This is a genomic window from Actinosynnema sp. NPDC037264 (assembly GCF_055603705.1).
Genome location: NZ_JBVJVK010000012.1, coordinates 174,863 through 199,095, shown reverse-complemented (window position 1 = coordinate 199,095; position 24,233 = coordinate 174,863). Strand labels below are relative to the sequence as shown.

The following is a 24,233-nucleotide window of genomic DNA, read 5'->3' as shown; positions in this document are numbered from 1 at the left end:
CTTCGACCGCTCCGGCGACTCCAACAACTCCCCGAGCATCTCCTTGACCAAAGCCCGGTTCGGCAACCCGGTCAGCTCGTCGTGCGTGGCCTGGTACCGCAGCACCTCGACGGTGCGATGGCGATCGGTGACGTCTTCGAAGGCGACCAACCAGGACGGCGCGACGTCGCTGCCCTCCGACGGCCTGATGTGCAGCTCGCAGTACACCGGCTCGCCGTCCGACCGCACCAGGATCCGGCGCGGGTTCCGGCGCGGACCGCTCTCGAACACGCGGGCCGCGCTCAACCACCGACCGTCGTCGTCGGGATGGGTCAACTGCTCCGCGGTCACGCCGCGCAGCTGCTCCAGGTCCAGCCGCAGCAGCGCGCACAGGGCTTCGTTGGCGTCCACCAGCCGCTCGCCCTCGTCGAACAGGCCGATGCCGACCGGGGACAGCGAAAGCACGTCGGTGATGAGACGACTCGGACCGTCAAGGCGGTGGGGATCGAACAGCACCCACTGGTTCGCCCCCTTCCGCTTCGCCGCGTCCAAGGCCACCCTCGCGTCACGGAGCAGTTCCGCGGCAGTGCTCCGCGCGGCCTCGCGCGTGACGATCCCGACCGCGACGGCCGGCACCAGCACGGCGCCGTCGACGGAGATCGGCGCCCCCACCTCCGCCTGGAGTCGACGCGCCAGCGCGATCACCTCGACATCGGCGCCCGGCTCCACCACCGCGACGACGAAGCCGGCACCCAGAGCGGCGAAGAAGCCCGACTCCGGCAATGCCCGCGCAAGACGGTCACGCACTACCGTCAGCAGCTCGCGTCCGTGTCCCCGGTCGCGTCCGAGGAGGTCGTCGCCTGCGGCGGGCGCGTCGAGTTCCAGGTGGCACAGCCCGACCCGCGTCGCGGAGCCGGACAGGACCACGCCCAGCTCGTCGAGGAACCGGTCGAGGTCGGGCACGCGGTGTGGAGGCACGACACGGGCTCGGGCACCGTCGGCCTCCAGGTCCGCGAGTTCCCGCTCCTGTTCGTCGAGGAGCCGCTGCACCCGGTCCAGGCCCACCGCCGTGTCGTGCAGGACGTCGTCGTGAGAAGGGACCGCGACGTCCGGGTCCGAACCCAGGGCGGGCACGCCTGGGTCGTGGGCGCCGGCGCGGCGCAGCGTGCCCTCCAACTGGACGATCTTCGCCAGGGCGGCTTCGGCGAGCGCGGTCGCGCGACGCCGCTCCTCTTGGGCCTGGCCGAGTTGCCCTTCCGCGCGCCCGCGTTCCTGTTCGGCCGCCGACAGTCGCCGGTGGGTGGCCGCCACCTCGGCACGGTGGCCCGCGGCCTCCGCCAGGTAGCGGTCGCGTTCCTCGGTGAGCTGCGCGATCAGCGCGGACAAGCGGACGAGCACCACTCGGAGCACCATGATCACCTGGGAAGCGCGGTGCTCCACCTGCGCGCTCTCCAGCATCACCCGGCGGGCGTCGTTGAGCTCCTCCATCACGGAGATGAGCTGACGCTGCGCCTGAATGGTCTCCTCCTGCGCCCGCACCAGCCGGACCTGCGCGTCGGGTAGCACGAGATCGTGCGTCAGGCTGATGGTCGCGTCACGAGCGGCTTGCACGATGATGGCCGACGAGGACGCTCGCGCGTGCTGCCCAACCCTGCCGTTGTCGTCGGGTGGACCCTCGTCCGCGCCGTCCTCGACCGGCGGGGCACCGTCATGCATCGCTCGATTGTGCCCCATCCCGCACACCGACGATCCGAACCGAACATGACGAGAGCTCGACCGGCCCGTTCTGCGGCACGCCACCCGGACGAGCCCAGGTGCGGCAACTCCACGGCTTCTCGGCACAAGGACGATCCCAGATTTCTTCCAGCTCGCCACGCCACGCTGTACAGCGTTGAGAGGGGGAGACAGCAATGCTGAAACACTGGAAGGCGTACGGGGTGGGGATCGCCGCGCTGATGGTGGTGCTCGCCGCGCCCGCCCAGGCTCAGCCGGTGGACCAGAGCAAGGCCGCCTTCGCACTCCGGTACGTGGCGAGTCCGAAGATGACCAGGACCGAGGTCGAACTGGAACGGATCTTCGCCGACCCCGGGCGCTTCACGCTCGAATCCGGCGATGAGAGGTGCAAGGGGCCGATCAAGAAAGCCGCCATCAGTTCCCACTACTGCTTCGACACCAACGACGCGAACAGCAGGGAGCCGTGGGTTCCGCAGGGCGTGTCGCACGTGTCCGACGCGAGGAGCGCCGGGGTCTGGCGCGGACGCGAGCCCGTGATCCTCAGCTGGTACCACCGCAAGGGCGAGCACGGCGCGGACGCGGTGCAGCTCACCTTCGTCGACCAGAACCTCAAGTACCGGCACGTCCGGCTGGTCGTCCCGACACGCAACGGCAAGGACTACACCCAGGTCACCGACGTTCACGCGGGTGGTGTGCTCTGGTACGGCCGCTACATCTACGTCACGGAGACCAAGCGAGGCCTCAGGGTGTTCGACACCAACGAGATCTACCGGGGCAAAGGCGCCGACGGCTACGTGATGCCCCAGGTCGGGCGGTGGCAGACCAGGACGGCGAGCGATTCGGACGACTACTGCCGGGGCGCGAATCCGGACCCGCGCTTCTCCTACGTCGGGATCGACCGCACCTCACGGTCGCACCGCATCCTTGTTGGGGAGTACTGCGGAAGCAACGATGGCGATTCCAGGAACGGACGGGTGGTCGCGTACCCGGCCGAGGACGGCAAGCCGGTGACACGTCGGGGGCAGGCCGTCCCGGGCAAAGTCCTGATGCTGCCCGGTCAGAACGTCCAAGGCGTCGCGCACGACGGCCGGTTCTGGTACCTCAGCCAGACCGGGCGGGGCAAGACCGGACCCAGCTACCTGCGCCGGACGAAGGAGAACCCGGCGACCGGCGCGCTCCAGGACGACAAGGTGGTGGAAGCGCCGACCGGCGCGGAAGACCTCTCGCTGGAGCGGGATCGTGGCATGCTCTGGTCGGTCACGGAGTTCGACGACGTCGGCCGCACGCTCTACACGATGTCCAAAACCCTGGGGTGAACCGGAAGGGGACGCGGCCCACGCCGCGTCCCCTTGGTCGGCGTGTGGCCAGGGGTCCTCGCACTCACCGCTCGGGTTCCCACTCCCCTGACGGGCTATCCGGCACCGCGGTCCGGTAGGCGTCCACGGCGGCGTCGGCCATCGCGGCGTCGACGGACAGGTGGGTTCGGGCGTCGGCGAGGTGGCGGAGCGGGTTGTCGTCGTCCGGCACGTCGCGCAACGCCGAGACGGTGGCCGCGGTCGCCTCGCAGAACGACCGCAGCAGCACGGCGGCGTAGCGCAGGTAGGCCGACGACTGCTCCCGCAACTGCCAGAGGTCCTCCGACTGCGGTGGCAGCGACGGGGCGGCGTCGACGTGCCCCGCCAGGGCTTCGGACGTCAGCGGCAACCGCGCCACCTCGGCCAGCCACCGCAGCGAACGGCCGCTGCTCTCGTCCGTGCGACCGGCGAGCTGCTGCACCTGGCCGTGCACCGTGGTGTCGACGTCCTGCCGGATCAGTTCCAGCGCGAGCCGCTCGAACCGGTCCGGGCCCAGCTCCGTGCGGGCGTCGTAGAGCTGCCGCACGATCCTGTTCAGGTCACGGGGCAGCCCGCCCGACAGCGCGTAGCACAGCCAGACGAACGGTTCCGGCAGGCGCAGCACCCGTTGCACGAGCAGCCGCCGCGTCTGGGTGAGCGTCAGCCGGCTGACCTGGATCACGTCGTCGAACGCCGAGTCGAACGTCGTGCGCACCGACAGCACCCGGCGCGAGAACGACGTGAGCGCGTCCTGCGACACCGCCACCAGGAAGAACACCCCCTGCACGCCGAACACCGACTTGAGGTCGTTGACGAACTGCTCGGCGGCCTCCGCGGTCGCGATCTTGTCCACCTCGTCGACGCAGATGACGACCCGCGCGTCGGCCCGGTCGGCCCGGCTGCGCAACCGCAGCCCGACGAACCCCAGGAACTCCCGGAACTCGGCGACCAGCTCCGGGTAGGTCTTCACCTGCTCGGCCCGCTGCCGGGCGACGGCGTTGCCCGCCTCCAGCCCACCGGGCGGTTTCAGCGTCGCCGTGCGCGTCCGCGTGGTCGTCTCCAGGTACCGCAACCCCCGCAGGTGCCTGCGGGCCTCGTCCTCCAACGCGGTGTCCGGCCCCCGCAACCGCGCCCGCCGCCTGGCGAACGCCACCGCACCCACCCCCAGCGGCACGGCCGACACCAGCCCGCCTGCCGCCGCCACCACGGTCCGGACGTTGCCCCCGACCCACTTCGCGGCCTCCACGAGCTGCGGCCACCACACCGCCCCGGCGACGACCCCCGCGCCCGCCGACGCGGTCAGCACCCACCGCAGCCGCGGTAATCGGGACACCGCCGCCCGGTTCGCCGGTTCGGGTGGCAGGACCAGCAGGCACAACCGGGTGAACAGGTGCACGAGGAAGTCGCGGCTGTCGTAGTCGGTGGGCGCGGTGACCACGAGCGAGAGGTCCCCGGGCTGCCCGCTGAAGCGCTGGTCGCCGAACATCTGCAGGACGGTGCTCTTCCCGATGCCGCGCGTCCCGCTCAGCCCGATGGCGCCGCTGGACATCGCATCGAGCATCCGGTTGAGCTGGGCGGAGGTGTCGGTGGGCACGAACTGGGCGCGCTCGGTGAGACCGCCCAACCGCCCGACGGACGCCTCGGGCAGGGCGGTCGCGTAGGACCGCTCGGCCAGCACCTCGACGCGTGCGGCGACGAGCGGGAGGACGCCCTTCTCCACCAGCGCGTCGACGAGTTCGCGGTGGGCGCGCGCCGCTTCCTGCCTGGCCGCGGCGGCTCGCGGGAGTTGCTGCTCGGTGGGCCAGTCGCGGGGATCGTCGGACCCCAGCGCAACGGCCTGTGCCTTCAGGGGCCGCGCCCACCCCCACAACGCCGCGCACACCACCGCCGCGGTTGCGAACGCGATCGTCGCGCCGGTGGACGACGGGTTCAGCACGGGTGAGAGGACCGCGGCGGCGACCAGCGTCACGGTCGACACCGCCATCACGTCGAGCAGGGAGCGCAACCGGGCGTAGTGCCGATGCCCGCTCAGGAACACCCGGGCCGACGAGTCCAGCACCACCACGGCGACGCCCATGGCGATCCACACGGGGGTGCTCGTCGCGGGCGGGAAGACGCTCGCCGCGGTCAGGGTGGCGAAAACCCAGGTGAGGACGAAGTACCACGGCTTCCCCAGCGCGGCGAACGGCACGCGCACCTGCTCGGCGAACCGCCGCTTGGACGCGACGAACCGCTCCCGTTCCCCGGCGGTCGCGGTGACCAGGTCCGTCTGGGAACCCAGGATCTCGCCGACGACCTCGCGACGCATGGTCTCCACGCGCGGCGCCTCGACGACCGCGTGGACCTCCGCCTTGGCCAGGGCGAGGTCCACCAGTTCCTCCCGCATCCTCGACACCATGACGTGCGCCGCGAGGTCGGCCATCTGCCGGGGCAGCGACGCGGGGCCGTACTCGTCCGCGAAGTGCTCCTGGAGCGGGCGGTTGTAGAACCGGAAGGTCGCACCCGAGCGGCGCAGCAGGCCCACGTCCCGCTGGGCTTCCAGGAACGACATCAGGTCGAGCGGCAGCTTCCCCCGGCTCGCCAGCCAGACCCGGCTGAGCGAGTAGCGGAAGTAGGTCGAGAAGCCCGCCGCCACCACGGCCGCCACCGCGCCCGCGGCCGCGGCGCCGGGACCCGGCTCACCGGTTTGCAGGGCGACGACCGCGACGAGAGCACCGGACACCAACGCCCACCCCCACATGCGCCGACGCCGGCCGCGCAGCGAGTCGGTCGGGGTGGCCGCGCGGGCGAGTTCGTCATCGGGTGCCACGTCCGTCGACCGCGCCGACCGCCCGCCCAGCGCGAACATCGCGGTGACCACCAGGACCACCGCGGCCTGGATCGCGACCGCGACGTCCCCGTACACCGCGGTCGTGGCCAGTGCGGCGGACAAGCCGACCACGAGGCCCACCGCGGCGAAGACCGGCGACGGCACCGACCGCTTCAGCTCCCACCAGGCGAAGTCACGCGTCTTCAGGCGCTGCAGGTGGTCCGCCAGGAAGCCGAGGTGCCCGATCGCGCGCAGGGCGCGCTCCTCCATGAGGGCCCCCGGGTCGACGCGGACGACGCGGACCAGGCCCGACTCCTGGAGGAAGCGCCGGATCGCGGTGGGCTCACCGAACCGGACCGGGTCGAGCAGCTCGACGGGATCGGACCGGGGGTCCGCGTAGGCGACGATCGCGAGACCGAGGTACACCGGGGTGGCCAACGCCTTCGCGAGGGCGCCGTCCGGCTCGGTGGACAGGTGCTCCAGGACGGGCGACCACCGCTCGTTCGCGCCCGCCTCCGCCAGGTGCTCCGCGATCTGCCGAGCCGACAGCGGCTTGAGGAAGACGACCTTCACGGCCGGCAGCTCGACGAACCCCTCCGGTCGGGCGGTGAGCACGAACCTCCGCCCGGGGTCCGCCAGCGCCCCCAGGGCGAGCTGCTGCCGGTCGGGCGTCATCTCGTCGAGGCCGTCGAGGACCGGGAGCACGCGGTCCGCGTCGATCAGGGCTCGCGCGACGCCCACCGTGAGCCAACGGTGGTGCTCCGCCAGGTACTCGGCCATCCAGTCGTCCAGGTGGACGGCGCGGGAGTCCCACGAGGCGAGCGGCAGCACCACCGGGACCCGGTCGTGCTCCCCGCTCAGCAGGTCCAGCGCCAGCTGCTGGACGAGCACCGTCTTGCCGGCGCCGGGACCGCCCAGCACCATCACCCGGCCGGCGGGGGTCGTGCGGTACGTCTCGGCGAGGTCGACCCTCCCGCTCCGCCAGTAGGCGGACATCTCGCGCTCGACCTGGGCGCGCACCGACCGGGCAAGTCGCGCCGCGGACTCGTCCAGCCCCGCGGCCGTTCGCGACCTCCGGTCCTCCACGACGCCGTTGACGAGGAGGAACAGGCTGACCGAGCTGCCGCCGACCGCCAGCAGGACCCAGGCCCACAGACCGGGGGTCCGCGCGACCAGGTTCCCGGCCCCGACCAGCCCGAGCACCCCGGTGATCACCGCGTCTCGCCGCATGTGCTCCGTCCACGCCTCGGTTCGCCCGTTTGCAGCGGCTATCGTCGCCGCTCGGGAAGGCGTTTCACGGGGTCGCAGCTCGTCCGGACGTGCGCGTCGACGGTCGCGGCTGTCAGGGGCGCCGGGCCAGCGTCGCCATCGTGCGGCCCATGAGGCCGGGCACGTCGGCGTCACGCACGCCGTCGAGCAACCACTGCCCGAGCTGCACGGACGCGTCGACGACCTCGCGCACGCGCGGGTAGCGGCGGTCGCGGTACTCGGTGAGCACCGCGTCGTCCCAACTGTCCCGAGTGGACAGCAGCTCGGCCAGGACGAGCGCGTCCTCCAACGACATCGCCGCGCCCTGAGCCAGGGTCGGCGGGCACGCGTGGGCGGCGTCACCGACGAGCACCACCCGGCCCCGGTGCCACGGGCCCCGCACCAGCAGCCGGTCGAACCAGGTGTAGTTGATCAGCGACGGGTCGGTCAGCGCGGCCTGGATCTCCGGCCACGGCCCGCCGTAGCCCTGTGCCAGGCGCCGCATCTCCTCGGCGTAGGTGGACGGGTCGATCGCGCCGCGGTCGCGGTTGCGCTCCACCAGGTAGGCGTAGGCGGTGTCCGGGCCGGTCGGGCAGCAGCCGGCGATGAAGCACGGCCCGCCGTAGATCATCCGGGTGTGGTCCAGGCCGGTCGGGCGCGGCACGGCGGCGCGCCAGATGGCCATGCCGGTGGGCGCCGGCCGGTCCTCGACGCCGATCAGCCGGCGGGTGGCGGAGTTGAGGCCGTCCGCGCCGACGACCAGGTCGTACCGCCCGCTCGTGCCGTCGGAGAACGTGACGTCCCCGCGGTCCTGGTCCAAGGCGGTGGCGGTGACGCCCAGCCGGACCGACGCGCCGGACGCGCGCACGGCGTCGATGAGGATCTGCTGGAGCCTGGGTCGTTGCATGCCCACGGTGGCGGGCAGGTCGTCACCGCCGATCCGGCCGCCGGGGTGCACGGCCAGCACCGCGCCGGACGGGGACAAGAGGCTCAGCTCGTCGAACGGGAACCCGTGGCGCAGCACTTGGTCGATGACGCCGACCTCGCGCAGCACGTGCAGCGCGTTGCCCTGCACGGTGATGCCGGACCCGGCGGTGGCGTTCCAGTCGGGCTTGGCCTCCACGAGGTCGACGGCGTGCCCGGCGCGGCGCAGCAGGACGGTCAGGGCGTTGCCGGCGGTGCCACCGCCGAGGACGAGCACGGTGCGGGTCATCAAGGCTCCTCGGGTTGCGGGACGGCGTGGGGTGTCGCGGCACGGCGACGGGGTTCACCGGCGAGCCGATGGTCTCTTCACTTGTCGAGCACTCGTGGCCGTGGAGGGCCGCGAGCGGGTGGTCGGTGACGCGTCACCATCGGACATGTTCGTGGTACCGGTCAGCGGTCGTGGTCGCTGGACCGGAGCCAGCCGTAGTGTCCGGGCAGGCCCCACCGCTGCCATTGGTCCCAGCCGCGGCCGGGGTACCACCAGGGGCCGTCCTCCCCGCGATCGAGGCAGTCGTACGCGATCAGGGCGTCCCGTGCTGTCTTGCACTCCGGGTGCGCCCGGCTGAAGTGCTCGACCCTGGTCTTCGCGCGCAGCGTCCATTCGCGTACCGGAGTCGCGGGGTCCTCGGTGTGCCACCACGTGAACCAGGCGTCCTCGCCCCAGAGCAGCTCCGTCGCCCACTGGCACGCGAGCCGGACGACACCGCCCTGCGCGTTCGGGCCGCCGGCGGTGTCGAGGCGCGCCAGCCACGGCCGCAAGTCGTCGTACGCGCACGCGAGTCCGCCCAGCAGGTCCACAAGATCGTCGGTGGGCCAGCGCTCCAACGCGTCCAGCAGTGCGGCGACCAACGCGTCCTCGATGGCACGGCGTTCCTCGTCGGGCCAGCTCGCCAGGTCGGCGTAAGACGGACCGAAGGCCCGCAACGCCAGACCCGGATCAACCTCCTTGGCGCGCACCAGGAAGATGAGGCGGAGTGCGAACCGCCGGTACAAGGACTGCCATTGCCCGCTGGACCAGTGGTCGTGGGAGTCGGCCGCGATCGACTTGACCAGCCTGTCCGGCACGGCGTCGGCGCCGCCTCCGAGCAGGACGGACAAGTCCTGCTCGGAGTAGCAGCGGGCACAACTGGCGGAGAGGTCCACGGCTTCATCATGTCGCACATCCGGCGGCGCGAGGCGGCCGAGCGCGTCGGACGCCGGATCAGCGCGTGAGCCCCTCGCACCTGCGTTGATCTTGGCGGGTGCGCGGTGGTATACAGGGTCTTGGTGCGATTCCAAGGTGTGGTGGTGACAGCCCACCAGTTCCGCCCGTCGCGGCGGGACGACTCGGTGCGACTCCGAGGCCACGCGGTGAGACCCCGCTCCCTCTCGGGCCTGCGTCCAGGCCCCTGGTTCCGCGCGCGGAGGTGCCACCTCCCGCTGTCGAGAGGCGAATCGCATGTTCACCGGACACATCCACGAGGTCGGCACGGTGGCGTCCGTCGACCGGGGCCGCATCGAGGTCAACGCGCCCAGGACCGCCACCACCGCGCCGGGCTCGATCTGCCTGAACGGCGTCGGGCTCACCATCGACCAGGCCGAAGGGGCGCCGGACGTGCTGGCCGCGGTGCTGTCGCCGGAGACCCGGCGCAGGTCGACGCTCGACGGGATCCGGCCCGGCACGCGGGTCAACGTGGAGTCGCCGCTGGTGCTGGGCGACCGGGTGGGCGGTCACCTGGTGCAGGGCAACGTGGACGCCGTGGGCAAGGTCGTCCGGGTCGACGAGGAGACGACCTCCAGGCGGTTGTGGATCAAGCCGCCGGAGCGGTTCCTCCCGTTGGTCGTCCCGAAGGGGCAGATCGCGGTGGACGGCGTCAGCCTGACCGTCGCCGAGGTGGCGCGCGACCGGTTCTCCGTGGCGCTGCTCCCGGTGACGTTGCGCAACACCACGCTCGCCGACCTGTCGGCCGGTGATCGCGTGAACCTGGAACCCGATCTGGTCACCCGCCTGGCGCAGCGCTGGCCGGCCGATCCGGGACGTGCGGTGACCGAGGCGGTCGCGGCGCTGCCGTGGTCGGGGCGCCGCTCGGGCGCGCGGGGCGTGCAGGAGGCCCTCGCGCAGCTGGCCGCCGGCGGGGCGGTGGTGGTGTGGGAACCGGACCTGGAGGGTGAGGGGGACGTGGTGTTCGCGGGTGCGCACCTGCGCCCGGAGGCGTTCGTCTTCCTGCTCACCCAGGCCTGCGGTCACTCGACCGTGCCGTGCGCGCCCGAGGTCCTCGAGCGGCTGGAGATCGGTCCCATCCCCGGTCCGGGCGACCGGCACGGCACCCGCCAGCACGTCCCGGTGGACCTGGCCGCCGGGACCGGCACCGGCGTGTCCGCCGCCGAACGCGCGGCGACCGTGCGCCGCCTCGCCAGCCCGCACGCCGTGCCGGGCGACTTCGTCCGGCCGGGCCACGTCTTCCCGCTCGCCGCACGTCCGGGAGGGCTCGCCGAACGCGGCGGTCACACCGAGGCCACCGTCGCCCTGTGCGTCGCGGCCGGGCTGCCACCGGTGGGGGTGTGCTGCGAGGTCATGAACCCCGACGGGACCATGGCGAAGGCCGCGGACCTGGAGGTCGCCGCGCTGCGCTGGGGCCTGCCGCTGGTCGACGTGGACGACCTGAGGAAGTACCTGTGAGCACGGCCGGACGCGACCTCTACGACGACGACCGGTTCTTCGCGGGGTACCGCCTGCTGCGCGACTCGGCCGCCGCGATCAACGACGTCGTCGAGATCCCCGCCCTGGACCGCGTGCTCCCTCCCGTGGCGGGCGCCTCGATCGTCGACCTGGGCTGCGGAACCGGCGCCCTGGCCCGCCGGCTGGCCGACGCCGGGGCGGCCGACGTCCTGGCGGTGGACTCGTCCCGGCGGATGCTGGCGCTGGCCACCCCGCACCCGCGGGTCCGCCTCCTGCGCGCCGACCTGGACGAGCTCGCGCTGCCCGCGTGCTCGGCCGACCTGGTCGTCAGCAGCCTCGCCCTGCACTACGTCGCCGACTACCCCGGCCTGGTCGGGCGCGTCGCCCGCTGGCTGCGGCCCGGCGGGCGGTTCGTCTTCTCGGTCGAACACCCCGTCTGCACGGCCGCCGACCCCATGACCGGGTGGTTGCGGACCGAGCACGGCACCGTGTGGCCGGTCGACGACTACGCGCGGGAAGGGCCGCGGACCCAACGCTGGATCATCGAGGGCGTGCGCAAGCACCACCGGCGGCTGACCACGCTGGTCGGCGCGCTGCTCGCCGCGGGCCTGGAGCTGACGGGCATCGACGAACCGGTGCCGGACGACGCCGCGCTCGCCGAGCACCCCCGGCTGGCCGAGCACCTGCGGCGACCGCCGCTGCTCGTGCTCGCCGCCCGCCGCGACCACGGCGGTTCGGCGTCGGATCCTCCGGGAAGGGGAACGTGGTGATCGAGGTCGACGTCGTGGACGGCATCGGGGTCGTGCGGCTGGTCCACGGCAAGGTCAACGCCCTGGACCTGGAGCTGTGCCGGGCGATCACGCGGACGATGCGCGACCTCGACGACCGGGACGCCGTCCGGGCCGTGGTGGTGACCGGGACCGGGCGGGTGTTCTCCGCCGGTGTCGACCTCAAGCGCGTGGTCGACGGCGGGGCCGCGTACGCGGCCGAGTTCCTGCCCGCGCTCAACGCCGCCTTCCGGGCCGTCTTCGACGTCGGCAAGCCGGTGGTGGCCGCGGTCGACGGGCACGCGATCGCCGGTGGCTGCGTGCTCGCCGCCGCCGCCGACCACCGGATCATGGCCGGCGGGACCATCGGGCTGCCGGAACTGCGGGTCGGCGTGCCGTTCCCCCAGTCGGCGCTGGAGATCGTGCGGTTCGCGATCGGGCCGGTGGCCGCGCACCGGGCCGTCTTCGCCGGCGTCAACCACGGGCCGGAGGCGGCGCTGGCCCTGGGCCTGGTGACCGAGCTGTGCGACCCGGACCTGCTGCTGGACCGCGCCTCGGCCGCCGCCACGGCACTGGCGCGCGACATCCCGGCGGACGTCTTCCGGCACACCAAGGCCCAGGTGCGGCACGAGGTGAACGAGCGGCTCGACCGGGCCACCGACGCGGCCACCCTGGAACTGTGGACGACGGCCGCGACCGACGGCCGGATCCAGGCCTTCCTGGACCGGACGGTCGGTGGCCGGTCCGAGCGGTAGCGGCGGGGCACGACGCCGTGCCGGTCGCCGATGCGCGGGCGCCGGAGGACGCGGCGGTGACCGTTCAGCCGCAGACCTCCTGGTAGGGCACTTCCGGCACGTAGCGCTGCCCTCCTCCCGGGTCAGCGGGCGCCGGGTGGTGTCGCACAGGGTCTTCGCGATGTCGCCGGTGTAGCCGAGGTCCACTCCCGCACCGAGTGGTCCTCGCCCGCGCCGGCCAGGCACAGGCGCCGGCCGTCCTGACCGCAGGAGAACTGGTTGCGGGCCTGCTCGGGGTTCCACCCGCAGTCGCCGCCCGTGGCCAGGGTCCGGCCGTCCGGGCTGAACGCGGCGGCGTACACCGGGCCGACGTGCCCGGTCATCGGCTGGTTCGCCCGCAGCCGGCCGCTGACGTCCCACAGCCGGACCGTGCCGTCCTGCCCGCCGGTGGCCAGGGTCCCGCCGCACCGGGAGACGTCGTTGGTGGCGCTGGAACGTCTCGCGCTCCCGGTTGGTCAGCCAGTGCTCGACCTCCCGCCCCACCCAGACCGACGCGGCGGCCCGCGGGGAGGCCATGAGGATGAAGTACCGCGACGAGTCCAGCGCGTTCTCGATGGTCCGCCACAGGTCGGGGTTGGCGCCCAGGCTGGTCTGGTCCCGGAACACCCGCAGCGCCCTGGGCCGGTACCAGCGCTTGGCGAACCGGTGCAGGCCGCGTTGCACGTCGGCGGCCAGCCGCATGTCCGCTCACCTCTTCGTGGCCGCCGACGACCACCGCCCACCGCTCGGCGCCGACCGGACTCGCCGGCGTGACCACGACCGCGCGTCGCCGGGCACACCCCGTCTACCGCTACCGGTTCCAACTGCCCGGGATCAGGGACCGGCGCACTCCCCCGCGACGGGCTTGGCCGCGAGGTCATCGGCGCCGATGCCGGTGGCCGGGCCGAAATCGTTGGGCCGAACAGGTTGTGCGCTCACCGAGCACGCGGACCACCTCCCGCCGCTTCGCCCTGGCCCACTGGCGAACGGCGTCGCCGCCCACCGGGGTGTGGCCCGATACCCCGTCCAACCACGGCGGGAGCCGGAGCCCTGTTCCGCGCCGGGGTGAACCCCGCTCAGCCCGGATGAGCGGCCGGCGGCGCGTCGGGCGTGCCGGGCTGGGCGCGCGTCGGACCGGGGTTGACGGCCGCCGCCGCCAAGTGGCTTTGCAGCGTGCGGTGCAGGAAGGCGTGACCGTCGAGCCTGCGGCGGGTGATGATCCGCTCCTCGGTGTGCGCCAGGAACGCCTCGACGTCGCGCGGCAGCATCCCGGCCCGCACCACCAGGCGCAACGCCGCGCGGTGGCTCCACCAGCCGTGCATCGACACGGCGAACCCGACCAGCCAGATGCCCGTGATGCCGGCGATCGTCGCGTGCAGCAGCGCGGGGCGCAGTGGTTCGGCGACCGAGCCGCTGAGGACGTGCGCCGATCCCAGCACCAGCAGTGCCGCCGCGCCCGTGCCAAGCCGCACGACCAGCGTGCGGCGAGCGGCCGAGGCCCGGCGACCGTGCGGGGTGGTGCGGGCGACCGCCTGGTCCGGCAGCGTCAGCACGCCCGCGGCGAGCCCGGCGGTGAGGCCCGGGATCAGGCCCAGCAGGAGGCCGTGGAAACCGTCCATCCAGCCGAGGTTGCCGCCCACGGTGCCGATGGCCACGCCGATCGCCACACCCGTCAGGAGCACCCGCACGAACGAACCCTGCGCCCCGCGCCAGTCCAGCCGCCAGTGCGCGGACACGAACCGGGCGCGGACGAGCCGGGACTCGCCGGCCTCCGGCACCTTGCCCGCGGATCGCCAGTACACCAGCGCGGTCGCCGACAGCACGCCGGCGCTCACCACGCCGGCCACCGCACCTGCGGTGATCGCGGCGTGGCCGATCACGGCCGCGGCGCAGCCCACCGCCGCCGCCAGGTAGGCCCGGGTGAGTTCTGCGCCCGCCGACCGCTCGGGCCGGCTCAGCCAGGACAGGTTCAGCCCGTCGACCGTGAACGTGTCGCGCCCGGCCGACTCCATCAGCACCGCCAGCCCGCGCATGTGGTGCAACGACTGCCCGTCGCCGTACGAAGCGGTGCTGGTGAGACCTCGTTGTCGGGGCAGGGCTTCGGTCAGGTAGGCCGACCACAGCCGGTCGAGGTCGTTGTCGATCAGCTCGCGGACCAGCGCGTCGTCGACGTGCCTGCCCCGGTAGGTCAGCACGGCCACGGTCAGCGTCAGCGGGGTGTCGAGCAGCCGCACCAGCTCCGGGTTGCGGTCGCACGCCGCGCGCAACGAGGCCAGCTCGGGCCCCGCCTCGCGCAGGTAGTCGTCGACGTCGAGCGGCCGCAACGGCTCGATCTGCACCGCGACGCCGAACTCGAGCCGCCTGCCCGACTCGAAGTACTCGTCGACCCGGCTGCACACCACCATGCCCGCGTTGAGCCGGGAACGCAGCAACGACAGCACCTCCACGCACCGCCTGCGGTCGTCCAGGTCGCGGATCTCGTCGAGCCCGTCCAGCAGCAGCACGACCGGGCTGCGGTCCGCGCGCAGCCAGCGCCGCACCCGCTTCGGCGGCACCTGGTACAGCCGGCCGATCTCCCACGCGAGCCACTCCACGGCCGTGTCGACGGCGAGCTCGACCTGCGCCTGCTTGGCCTCGGCCAGGCGTTGCTGCCGCATCGCGAGGTCCTCGGCGCTCTCCTCCTGGCCGTCCTCGGCGGACCTGGGCCGCAGCAGCGCCCGGTGCAGGCCGGCCAGCTTGTACGGATCCACCTTCCAGCTGCTGCCCGACAGCGACACCACGATCGGCACCGGGCCGTCGGGATCGGCCAGCAGGTGTTCGGCGAGCCGCAGCAGCTGGGTGGTCTTGCCGGCGCCCGGCGCGCCCAGCACGACGAGCCTGCGCGCGGTCCTCTCGTCGGCGAAGATCTCCACGATGCCGGTCAGGGTCGGGGTTCCGACCACGCGCAACGGGCCGGTGATCGCGTCGCGGCGCTCGGCGAAACCGAGCTTCGCGGGCACGATCCGCTCCAGCGACCGCGCCAGGAACTCGTCGATCCAGACGACCTTCATCCGCCGCCGCAGGTCGTCGAGGTGGCCGTCGGCGCGCGGGTCGAACGCCTGGTCGGCCACCGCGTCCGGGGTGCGTTCCCGTCGTTGCCACGCGAGGCCGCCCGCCACCAGGGTGACCAGGGCGAAGACGCTCAGCGCCAGGCCGGTGTTCTGCTTCATCCACGTCTGGCCGGGCAGCGGGTTCTCGGCCACCCAGTCGCCGAGCGGGGCGAAGTAGGCGGCGGCCACCGCGGTGAGGACGACCGCGAACACCCAGCCGCGCCTCCCCATCGACCCCACCTCCGCCGCCGGTGTCGTTCGGCACGGGCCCGAACGTTCGGTTCGGGGCACGAGCCGGACGGTGATCATATCGGCACGAGCGCCCGCGGGCGGTGTCTCCCGCGAAGCCGCGGTCGTGCGGTGGGACGAGGGTGGCCGAAGGTGCGAACCGCATCGGCGGTCGAGGTGATCGGGCCCGCAATGCCTCGGTCACCGCCCGACTTCCGCGTTCGCCGTGTCGACCCAGCGCTCGCCGCGTTCGACGAACCGGTCCGGCAGCGCCGTCGACGTCCGCTCGTCCACCCTGGTCCCGAAGTCCCGGGTGCCCGGCGCGATCAGGTGCCTGTCCTTGCCACGAGTGCGAGGACGCGGTCTGCCACGTCGTCCGGTCGGGTGGTCGTGGTGTCGACGGCCAGGTGCGGCGACCGCGGGAACTCGGCGGCGATGTCCACGCCGACGACTCCGGTCCGGCGGTAGACCTCCGAACGCCCGCGCAGCGCCTCCGGCGACGCGCGCAGCCACACCTCCAGGTAGCCGGGCAGGTGCTCGCGGTTCCACTCGTGCACGGCGTGGAACAGCGACACCGTCGCGCACACCACCAGGTGGCCCTGCGAGGCGATCTCGGCGGCCGGCCGCGCGTAGACCATCGCGAGCCGGCGGCGTTCGGCCGGCTCGAAGCCCGGCCCGGAGGCCAGCGCGTGCCGGACGCGGTCGCCGTCGAGCAGCACGGGTGGCCGCCCGGCGCGCACCAGCCGCTGCCGCACCAGCTCGGCGGTGGTGGTCTTGCCGACGCCGGACAGCCCGGTGATCCACACGACGCCCGCCATCACGTCCCCTCGTCCAGCGCCTTGAGGACGTCGCGCCCGGCGGCGACGTCCGAGGGGTGGTCGAACTCGAACCACGGCCCCGCCACCGGCACGGCGGTCACGGTCAGCTCGCGCACGAGCCGGCCGGTCAGGTCGAGCCCCGGCACGTGCGCCGCGGACGCGGCGGACCACCCGTGCGGCGTGAAGTGGAGCAGTCCGGTGTACTGGCCCTGCACCTCGGCGGTGGTGTTCTGGTCCACCAGGTGCGCCGCCAGGTCGTCCGGCAACCCCTGCGGCAGCAACGAGTTCAGGCTCACCCGCACGTCGACGTACGGCAGGCCCGCGAAGTCCACCAGCAGCGGCACCCCGCTCAGGTCGCGGTAGCCGTACCGGCGGCGGGCGCGGGCGTACACGTCGTCGGTGATCAGCCGTCGGTACAGCGACGACGCCAACGGCCGCGGTCGCAGGCCGATGATCTCCGCCGGGTTCCAGTCGGGCATCACGCCGAACACGGTGCGCTTGCCGACCACCGGCCCTCTCGCCGACGACCGGCTGCCGATCACCGCGGACACGCGCTCCAGCACCCGGCGGTGCGCCGCGGCGGGCACGGGCGCGGCGGCCACGACGAGCGGGCGGACCTGGAGCAGCACCAGCGCGCCCGAGGACCGGACGGCGAACTCGACCTCCAGGCCGTCCACGCCGGTCAAATCCGCCGGCTCGCACAGCAGCGCGGTCACGCCCGGCAGCGGCGCGTCCGGGCCCCGGTCGGTGCCGTACCAGGTGTTCACCCCGCCGACCCGGCCCGCGGTCACCGCGTCCGCCCCCGCGCCCTCGACCCAGTCGACCACCAGGTACGGCGCTCCCCCGCTCGGGTCCCGCCCGCACGCCACGCCGCTGAGCACCCCGTCGCGCACCTGCGGCTGCACCAGTACCTGGTCGTCGGGCCGCTCGCCGTCGTAGGAGGCGAAGACGCGGTCGACGCCGTCGGCGAGCTGCGCGCGGGTGTGCAGGCCGGGCAGCGCCCGGAACCGCCCGGCCTGCGAGCCGTGCGCCGAGTCCTCGGTCCCGGCGCTGCTGCGCGCCATCAACGGACCGCGCGCCCACGGGCGCCGCAGCACGTCGTCGAGCACGCGTTCCCGCTCGGCCTGCCGGCGGCGCAGCGGGAAGCACGCCAGGGGCGGCACGTCGGCGCGGGTGACCAGCGGCGCCAGGCGCACGAGCGACTCGGCCTTGGTACCCAGGCGGACGCGGGTCACGGGCGGTCCTCCCCCCGACGGCGCGCGACCCACGCGACGGTCTCGTACGGCACGGAGACCCGCGCGCCCGCTTCGGTCCGCACCAGCTCGCGGATCTCCCGCAGCACGGTCTCGAAGCGGCCGCCCGCCTGCTCGCCGAGCGTCCAGTGCGAGCGCCACAGGTCGCACCACGCCTCGGCGTCGAGGTCGTAGACGGTCCGGCCGGAGATCCGCACGGGCCCCTCGAACAGCCCGCTCTCCTCGATCACCGTGCCCTGCTCGGACCGCCGCACGCCGTACCGGAAGTCCGGCACGTGCGACTTGATCAGCTCCTCGATCCGCGCCTGGAGCGGGTCGTCCAGCTCGCGGTGGTTCCACAGGCACACGAAGTGGCCGCCGGCGCGCAGCAGCCGGGCCGCCTCGCGCAGGGCGACCCCGCGGTCGGTGTGGTCGAACGAGCCGCCGTAGCTGACCAGCGCGTACCGCCCGCCCGGCCGTCCGGTGTCCTCGCCGACGCCGGTGTGCCAGCTCACCGAGCTGTAGTCGGCCGTGCGGCGCTGGCCGAGCACGCGCATGGCGTCGTTCGGCTCGACCGCGTCCACCAGCAGGCCGCGGTCCAGCAAGGGCTGGGTGAGGTGCCCGGAGCCGGCGCCGATGTCGCACGCGATGTCCCCGAAGCCGACACCGGCCACCCGGACCACCGCGTCGATCACGGTGGTGACGTACTCCGGCCGACCGCTGTAGGTGGACGCGTACTTGCCGAAGTCGAACTTGATCGGCATGGGAGGTCTCCTGTCACGTTGGCGTGCAGCGGCGGACGCGCACGGGTAGGGGTCGGAGGCGGTGGCCCAGCCGGGCGGCGGTGTCGACCGGGTCCGGCTCGCGGAAGCGCGCGGCGAGGTCCTCGTCGTCGATCCACTCGCGCCACTGGCCGACCTCGCCGCGCCGGTTGACCCGCGGCCCGTCCCCGGCGACGCGCGCCTCGTGCGCCCGCATGGCCTCGAAGGAGCCGCGCGCCACCGCCCGTTCCAGCTCGGACCGGTCCACCGCGGACCGCGGGAACCGGGGCAGCGCGCCGAGCAGGCGGAGGTCGGCCCGGTGCCGTTCGACGGCTTCCCGGTCGGCCCTCGACGTGGTCGACTGCCCGGTCATCGGCTGCTCCCGGTGTGCGGTTGGAGGACGGCCGCCGCGACGTTGCCGCCGAACCCGAGGCCGAGCTGCACGGCCGGTCCGCCGGGGTGCAGGAAGTGGCCCTCGGCGAGCTGCGGGTGGCGCTGCTCGGTGACCGCGCGCGGTGCGGGCACGACGCCCTCCACGACGGCTCGCGCCAGCGCCACCAGCTCCAGCAGCGGCGCGGTGCCCATGGTGTGGCCCAGGAGCGGCTTGAGGCCGTACGTGACGGCCTTGTCGCCCAGGTGCGCCAGCACCCGCTCGTCGGCGGTGTTGCAGGCCACCGTGCCGGTCGCGTGCGCGACGTACAGCCCGATCGCGGCCTTGTCCACGCCGGCGGCGGTCAGGGCCTGGTCGACGGTGCGCACCAGGTGCTCGCCGGACGGCTCGATCGACGTCGGGTGGTGGGCGTCGTTGCCCAGCGCGGTCGACAGCACGCGCAGGTAGCCCGCCGGGTGCGGCGCCGCGGTCAGCACTACCGCCGCCGCGGCCTCGCCGATGACGAACCCGCGCGTGCCCTCCTGGAACGGGCGGCAGACGTCGTCGGGCGGGCTGTCGTGCACCAGCGCGCCGAGGTCGGCGAACAGCCGGATCTCCTCGCCGTCGTAGCCGACGTCGGCGGACGTGACGACCACGTCGGTGGCGTCGCCCCAGCGCAGCAGCCGGTGGGCCAGCGCGACGGCGTGCAGGCCGGACGAGCACGCGGCGCTGAGCACGGCGCTCGGACCGAGGAACCGGTTCTTGATCATCACCTGGCCGGGCGGCGTCGTCCGCACCCGCTCGACGAACCGGCGGCGGTTCGTCGCGCCCGGGTACCGGTCGCGCCACAGCTCGCGGTCCGCGCCGGTGGTGGCGTGCAGCACGGCGACCCGCTCGCCCGGTTCCCAGCCGTGCGCGCGGGCGTCGGCGACGGCCTCCTCGGCGACCTCGGCGACGGCCCGCGCGTACCGCGTCGCCCCGCCCGACGCCTCCGGCCGGTCCGGCACGCGGGCGTACCAGCAGGGGTCGGGGAAGGCGTCGCCCAACCCGCGGTGCGGCCTGGCCGAGGAGACGCCGCCGACGAGCCCGTCCCACAGCGCGTCGACGCCCCAGCCGTAGCCGGTCGCCGCGCCGACACCCACGACGTCGATCACCCCGTCGGACATTGCCGCCCTCTCTGGTCCGAGGCGCATACGCCCCCTCGGAGTCCGGCTGGGCGGAGCCCCTCGTGTCCGCCCAGCCGAAATCCGATTGCCGCGTCCGCTCGGCTCGCCGGCGGACGGCACAACTCTTCTCGGAGGTGGGCAAGTACCGCTGTCACAGCGCTTTAGCGCCAGCTCAAGGGCGGTGCGATGACGTGTGGCGCGGCGAGTGCCGCATAACGCCGACGTCGAATTCCCTCAACCGGCCGCTGGCCGACGCCAATTCCGGCAACTACGCTGGACGCCTTGGGGGAAAGGGTGGGGGACGCAATGCTCTCGGGTATTCGCTATTCCGCACTGGGGCCGCTGTCGGCCTGGCGGGCGACGGAGAAGATCGAGCTGGGCTGGGCCAAGCAGCAGGCCGTGCTGGGCGTGATGCTGCTGGAGATGAACCGGCCGGTGCCGGTGCGCAAGATCGTCGACGGGGTGTGGGGAGAGCAGGGGCCGCGCGACGCGCGCAACGCCGTGCAGACCTACATCAGCCGCCTGCGCCGGGTGTTGCGCGGGCCGGGCGAGTCGCTGGTGCACACCGAGGCCGGGTACCTGCTGCACGGCGAGCCGACGAACCTCGACGTCGTGGTGTTCGAGCAGCACCTCGACGCCGCGCACGAGCGCTACCGCGACAGCGACGTGGCGGGCACGGCCGAACAGGTGGACGCCGCGTTGGCGCTGTGGCGCGGCGAGCCGTTCAGCGGGCTCGACGGCCCGCTGCTGGAGGCGGAGCGGCAGCGGCTGGCGGAACGCCACCTCAGCGCGCAGGAGCTGCGGGCCCGCATCGGGATCGAGCTCGGCCGGGCCGGCGAGAGCGTCGCCGGGCTGACCAGGCTGGTCGCCGAGAACCCGTTGCAGGAACGGCTGCGCGCGCTGCTCATGCTGGCGCTGTACCAGTCGGGCAGGCGGGCCGCCGCGCTGGACGTGTTCCAGGAGACCAGGCGGCTGCTCGCGGACGAGCTGGGCGTCGACCCCGGCGAGGAGATCCGCGACCTGCACGAGCGGATCCTGCGCGGCGACCCCGGCCTGACCGCGCCCGGCGGGCAGCCGGCCACGCGCAACACGCTGCCGCGCGACGTCGCGGACTTCACCGGCCGGGCGGGCGAGCTGGCGCGGCTGCTGGCCGACCCGCCGCCGTCCACCGCGGCGGTGGTGGAGGCGGTGGACGGCAGCGCCGGGGTGGGCAAGACGGCGCTGGCCGTGCACGCGGCGCACCAGCTGGCCCACCGCTATCCCGACGCGCAGCTGTTCGTCAACCTGCACGGCCACTCGCCGGGCCGCACGCCGGTCGAGCCGCTGGCCGCGCTCGACACGCTGCTGCGCGCGCTCGGCGTGCCCGGCGAGCGGATCCCGGCGAAGCTGGACGCCCGCGCGGGCCTGTGGCGGGCCGAGCTCGCCGACCGCGCCGCGCTCGTCGTGCTGGACGACGCGACGGACGCCGAGCAGGTCCGCGCGCTGTTGCCGGGCACGGCCCGCAGCCTCACCCTCGTGACGAGCAGGCGCAGGCTGGTCGACCTGGAGGCCGCGCACGCGCTGTCGCTGGACGTCCTGCCGCACGACGACGCCGTCGCACTGTTCGGCCGGATCGTCGGGGACCGCCGGGCCGACGACGAGGCGGACACGGTCGCCGAGGTCGTCGAGCTGTGCGGCCGCCTGCCGCTGGCGATCCGGATCGCCGCGGCCCGGCTGCGCACCCGTCCCGCGTGGACCGTCCGGTACCTGGCCGACCGGCTGCGCCAGGACCGGCCGCTGGCCGAGCTGGAGGCGGGCGACCGGGGCGTCACGGCGGCGTTCTCGCTGTCCTACCGGCACCTGACCGGCGGGCAGCAGCGGGTGTTCCGCATCCTGGGGCTGCACACCGGTCCCGACCTCGACGCCGACGCGGCCGCCGCGCTGGCCGGTCTGGAGGTCGGCGCGGCGCGCCGGGTGCTGGAGGACCTGGTCGACGTGCACGTGCTGGAGCAGCCGACGGCCGGGCGCTACCGGTTCCACGACCTGGTGCGGCACTTCGCCCGCGACGTGGTGGAGGGCACCGAGCCGGAGCCCGTGCGGTGCGCCGCGCTGGACCGGCTCGGGGACCACTACCTGCACACGGCCGCCGCGGCCATGAACACCATCGCGCCGCACGAGCGCTCGCGCCGTCCGGACCTGCCCGCGCCGGCCGTGCTCGCCGAGTACGACGAGGCGTTGGCGTGGCTGGACGCCGAGCGGCCGAACCTGCTGGCCGTGGCCGCGCGACCGCGGTACGCGACGCCGCTGGCCGACGTGCTGCACCGCTACCTGCACCTGCGCAACCACATCGACGACGCCCTGGCGCTCGACTCGCTCGCGTTGGCGGCGGCGACCGACCGCGACGCTTCGGGGCGTGCCCTGCACCGCCTGGGCCTCGGCCACTACCGGTCGGGCAACCAGGCGGCGGCGCGGTCGTTCCAGGAGCGGGCGATGGAGGTCTTCCGCACGTCCGAGGACCGCCAGTGGGAGGCGGACGTGCTGCGGGCGACGGGTGTGCTGGACGGCCTGGCCGGCAGGCACCGCGACGCGATCGACACGAACCTGCGGGCGTTGACGATCATCCGCGAGGTCGGCAGCGTGGCGTGCGAGACGGCGGCGCTGTCGAACATCGGCGTGGCCTACCAGCGCCTCGGCCGGTACGACGAGGCCTTGGAGCACCTGACGGAGGCCGCGTACCTGGCGCGCACCATCGGCCACGAGGTCGCCGAGGGCTACGCGTTGTGCGAGACGGGCGTCGTCCACCGCCGGCGCGGGGAGTACGCCGAGGCGCTCGACCACCACCGCCGGGCGTTGGCGAAGGCGTGCGCCAACGGCCACCGCGTCGGCGAGGGCTACGCGCTGGCCAGGCTGGGCGAGGTGCACGGCCTGATGGGTGACGAGGCGCAGGCCCTGGACCACCTGGACCGGGCGCTGGCCGCGAGCCGCGGTGCGGTGCACCGGGTCAGCGAGGGCGACGCGCGGTGCGCGTTGGGAGAGCTGCACTTGCGCGCCGGTCGTCGGGCGGAGGCGGCGGCGGAGTTCGGCCTGGCCTTGGCCATCGCCGTCGACACCGGTGACCGGGGGCAGGAGGCGCGGGCGCAGGAAGGACTGGGTGACGCGGCGGACGATCCCGAGGTGGCGCGGCGGCACTGGTTGCGGACGTTGGAGGTGTACGCGGTGATGGACGTGCCGGGCGCGGACGCCGTGCGGGACAAGCTGGGGAGTTAGCGGGCGCGACCCGCGTCGGCCGCCCCGGCGCCGAGGCTGCGACCGTTCTCCGGGCCGGGCGGCCCGACCGGCTTGCCGGCCAGGCGGACTTCGCAGCCTGGCGGACTTCCTGGCAGGGCACCGCACTTGGGCGTCGTCCCCCGCTCGAACGCCGGACCCCTTGTCGGCAAGCATCTCTCGCCGCGGCACCGCACCGATCGGTGTCGGCCGCCCGTGACCGGTGCTCTTTCGGGTGTACTTCGCCTTCGGCGGCGCGAACCGGGCCGACACTGGTCGCTGAACCGGCTCCTCCAGAAGGTTGGACCATGCGCCGCATCCCCGCTCTGCTCGCCGCGCTGGTGCTGATGGTGGCGGTCACGCCTCCGGCATCGGCCGAGACCCGGGATTCACCGCACTGGGTCGGATACGGGGCACGCGACCCGGAGGGTTTCCGATCCGTGAGCGCCAGGTGGACCGTGCCGGCGTACGTGGGCGAATGCAGCGGGAACCGGTGGGCGGCGTACGCGGTGTGGGTCGGGATGGGCGGCCAGGACGGCGGCGCCACCGACACCGTCGAGCAGACCGGCACGATCGCCGAGTGCCGGGACGGGACGGTGGAGCACTGGGCCTTCGTCGAGGCGTACCCGGCCGAGGCCGAGCTGTTGTTCGAGGTGCAGCCCGGAGACGTCGTGGATGCCCAGATCACCATGAGGGAAGGGGTCTTCGACTTCCTGGTGGCCGATTCGACCTCCAAGAGGTGGGAGGACGGAACCCGGGCGACCACCGGGCTGGGGCGGACCGCGGAAGTGGTCGTCGAGAGCCCGGACGGCGAGTACTTCGGGAAGTTCGACCCGGTCCACTTCAGGAAGGCGAAGATCAACGGTCGGTCCATCGGCCTGCTGGACCTCACCCGCTGGACGTTGGTCGACTACGACGGCGACCACCCCACCGAGCCGCGCGTGGTCCGCGCCTGGGCCACCCACTTGTTCAACGCCGGAACGGCGTTCGACGTCCACTGGCTGTCCGAGTGACGGCGGCGCCCGCACGGCGCCGCAGG

Annotated in this window: 17 protein-coding genes and 2 pseudogenes; 6 read left to right on the top strand and 13 right to left on the bottom strand. The window is 73.7% G+C overall.

Annotated features, from left to right (window positions below):
• Positions 1-1,695 (bottom strand): PAS domain S-box protein (locus ACZ7GX_RS16820; protein WP_498777518.1); only part of this gene is annotated, 1,695 nt, incomplete at its 3' end.
• Positions 1,696-1,889: 194 nt separating this feature from the next.
• Here ACZ7GX_RS16820 and ACZ7GX_RS16815 point away from each other — a divergent pair.
• A complete protein-coding gene (locus tag ACZ7GX_RS16815) occupies positions 1,890-3,029 on the top strand; it encodes a hypothetical protein (RefSeq protein ID WP_498777516.1) in 1,140 nt (379 codons plus the stop codon).
• Positions 3,030-3,093: 64 nt separating this feature from the next.
• On the opposite strand, the gene ACZ7GX_RS16810 is transcribed toward ACZ7GX_RS16815, so the two are convergent.
• The 3 genes from ACZ7GX_RS16810 to ACZ7GX_RS16800 form a co-directional block, all read right to left on the bottom strand.
• On the bottom strand, positions 3,094-7,086 hold the full coding sequence (locus tag ACZ7GX_RS16810; RefSeq protein ID WP_498777514.1) for an NACHT domain-containing protein: 3,993 nt from the start codon (positions 7,084-7,086) through the stop codon (positions 3,094-3,096).
• Positions 7,087-7,198: 112 nt separating this feature from the next.
• The gene (locus ACZ7GX_RS16805; RefSeq protein WP_498777512.1) at positions 7,199-8,317 is read right to left on the bottom strand and encodes an FAD-dependent oxidoreductase; all 1,119 of its coding nucleotides are present in this window, start codon (positions 8,315-8,317) and stop codon (positions 7,199-7,201) included.
• Between the two features lie 161 nt (positions 8,318-8,478).
• On the bottom strand, positions 8,479-9,231 hold the full coding sequence (locus ACZ7GX_RS16800) for a hypothetical protein (protein WP_498777510.1): 753 nt from the start codon (positions 9,229-9,231) through the stop codon (positions 8,479-8,481).
• Positions 9,232-9,526: 295 nt separating this feature from the next.
• Between ACZ7GX_RS16800 and ACZ7GX_RS16795 the strand changes: the two genes are divergently transcribed.
• The 3 genes from ACZ7GX_RS16795 to ACZ7GX_RS16785 are packed head-to-tail and all read left to right on the top strand — an operon-like array spanning position 9,527 to position 12,269.
• Positions 9,527-10,747, top strand: coding sequence for a riboflavin synthase (locus ACZ7GX_RS16795; protein ID WP_498777508.1), 1,221 nt, complete (start codon positions 9,527-9,529; stop codon positions 10,745-10,747).
• Positions 10,744-11,517, top strand: a complete 774-nt coding sequence (locus tag ACZ7GX_RS16790; RefSeq protein WP_498777506.1) for a class I SAM-dependent methyltransferase — start codon at positions 10,744-10,746, stop codon at positions 11,515-11,517. The genes ACZ7GX_RS16795 and ACZ7GX_RS16790 overlap by 4 nt, the downstream gene beginning before the upstream one ends.
• Complete coding sequence (locus ACZ7GX_RS16785) at positions 11,514-12,269, top strand: enoyl-CoA hydratase/isomerase family protein (RefSeq protein ID WP_498777504.1); 756 nt, start codon at positions 11,514-11,516, stop codon at positions 12,267-12,269. Before ACZ7GX_RS16790 ends, ACZ7GX_RS16785 begins: the two co-directional genes overlap by 4 nt.
• Before the next feature lie 122 nt (positions 12,270-12,391).
• Here ACZ7GX_RS16785 and ACZ7GX_RS16780 read toward each other — a convergent pair whose 3' ends face one another.
• From ACZ7GX_RS16780 to ACZ7GX_RS16740, 9 genes and pseudogenes are all read right to left on the bottom strand, one after another.
• Positions 12,392-12,631, bottom strand: a complete 240-nt coding sequence (locus ACZ7GX_RS16780; protein ID WP_498777502.1) for a hypothetical protein — start codon at positions 12,629-12,631, stop codon at positions 12,392-12,394.
• Positions 12,632-12,667: 36 nt separating this feature from the next.
• Positions 12,668-12,721, bottom strand: a pseudogene (locus tag ACZ7GX_RS16775) (hypothetical protein); the annotation flags it as partial.
• A pseudogene (locus ACZ7GX_RS16770) lies at positions 12,717-12,989 on the bottom strand (TIR domain-containing protein); the annotation flags it as partial. The pseudogenes ACZ7GX_RS16770 and ACZ7GX_RS16775, both read right to left, overlap by 5 nt.
• A 374-nt stretch (positions 12,990-13,363) precedes the next feature.
• On the bottom strand, positions 13,364-15,607 hold the full coding sequence (locus ACZ7GX_RS16765) for an NACHT domain-containing protein (RefSeq protein ID WP_498777500.1): 2,244 nt from the start codon (positions 15,605-15,607) through the stop codon (positions 13,364-13,366).
• A gap of 323 nt (positions 15,608-15,930) precedes the next feature.
• Complete coding sequence (locus ACZ7GX_RS16760; protein WP_498777498.1) at positions 15,931-16,422, bottom strand: adenylyl-sulfate kinase; 492 nt, start codon at positions 16,420-16,422, stop codon at positions 15,931-15,933.
• The gene (locus ACZ7GX_RS16755) at positions 16,422-17,657 is read right to left on the bottom strand and encodes a hypothetical protein (RefSeq protein ID WP_498777496.1); all 1,236 of its coding nucleotides are present in this window, start codon (positions 17,655-17,657) and stop codon (positions 16,422-16,424) included. Before ACZ7GX_RS16755 ends, ACZ7GX_RS16760 begins: the two co-directional genes overlap by 1 nt.
• Positions 17,654-18,418: a class I SAM-dependent methyltransferase gene (locus tag ACZ7GX_RS16750; RefSeq protein WP_498777494.1), complete on the bottom strand. Its 765-nt coding sequence runs from the start codon at positions 18,416-18,418 to the stop codon at positions 17,654-17,656. Before ACZ7GX_RS16750 ends, ACZ7GX_RS16755 begins: the two co-directional genes overlap by 4 nt.
• Positions 18,419-18,431: 13 nt before the next feature.
• Positions 18,432-18,788 carry a hypothetical protein gene (locus ACZ7GX_RS16745; RefSeq protein ID WP_498777492.1) on the bottom strand — a complete coding sequence of 119 codons (357 nt, stop codon included), beginning with the start codon at positions 18,786-18,788 and terminating at the stop codon, positions 18,432-18,434.
• The gene (locus tag ACZ7GX_RS16740; protein WP_498777490.1) at positions 18,785-19,951 is read right to left on the bottom strand and encodes a beta-ketoacyl synthase N-terminal-like domain-containing protein; all 1,167 of its coding nucleotides are present in this window, start codon (positions 19,949-19,951) and stop codon (positions 18,785-18,787) included. The genes ACZ7GX_RS16745 and ACZ7GX_RS16740 overlap by 4 nt, the downstream gene beginning before the upstream one ends.
• 306 nt (positions 19,952-20,257) lie before the next feature.
• Here ACZ7GX_RS16740 and ACZ7GX_RS16735 point away from each other — a divergent pair, with 306 nt between their 5' ends.
• Together ACZ7GX_RS16735 and ACZ7GX_RS16730 are read left to right on the top strand one after the other, a co-directional pair.
• On the top strand, positions 20,258-23,197 hold the full coding sequence (locus ACZ7GX_RS16735; RefSeq protein ID WP_498777488.1) for an AfsR/SARP family transcriptional regulator: 2,940 nt from the start codon (positions 20,258-20,260) through the stop codon (positions 23,195-23,197).
• 305 nt (positions 23,198-23,502) lie between these two features.
• Positions 23,503-24,207: a G1 family glutamic endopeptidase gene (locus ACZ7GX_RS16730; protein ID WP_498777486.1), complete on the top strand. Its 705-nt coding sequence runs from the start codon at positions 23,503-23,505 to the stop codon at positions 24,205-24,207.
• Positions 24,208-24,233 lie beyond the last annotated feature (26 nt).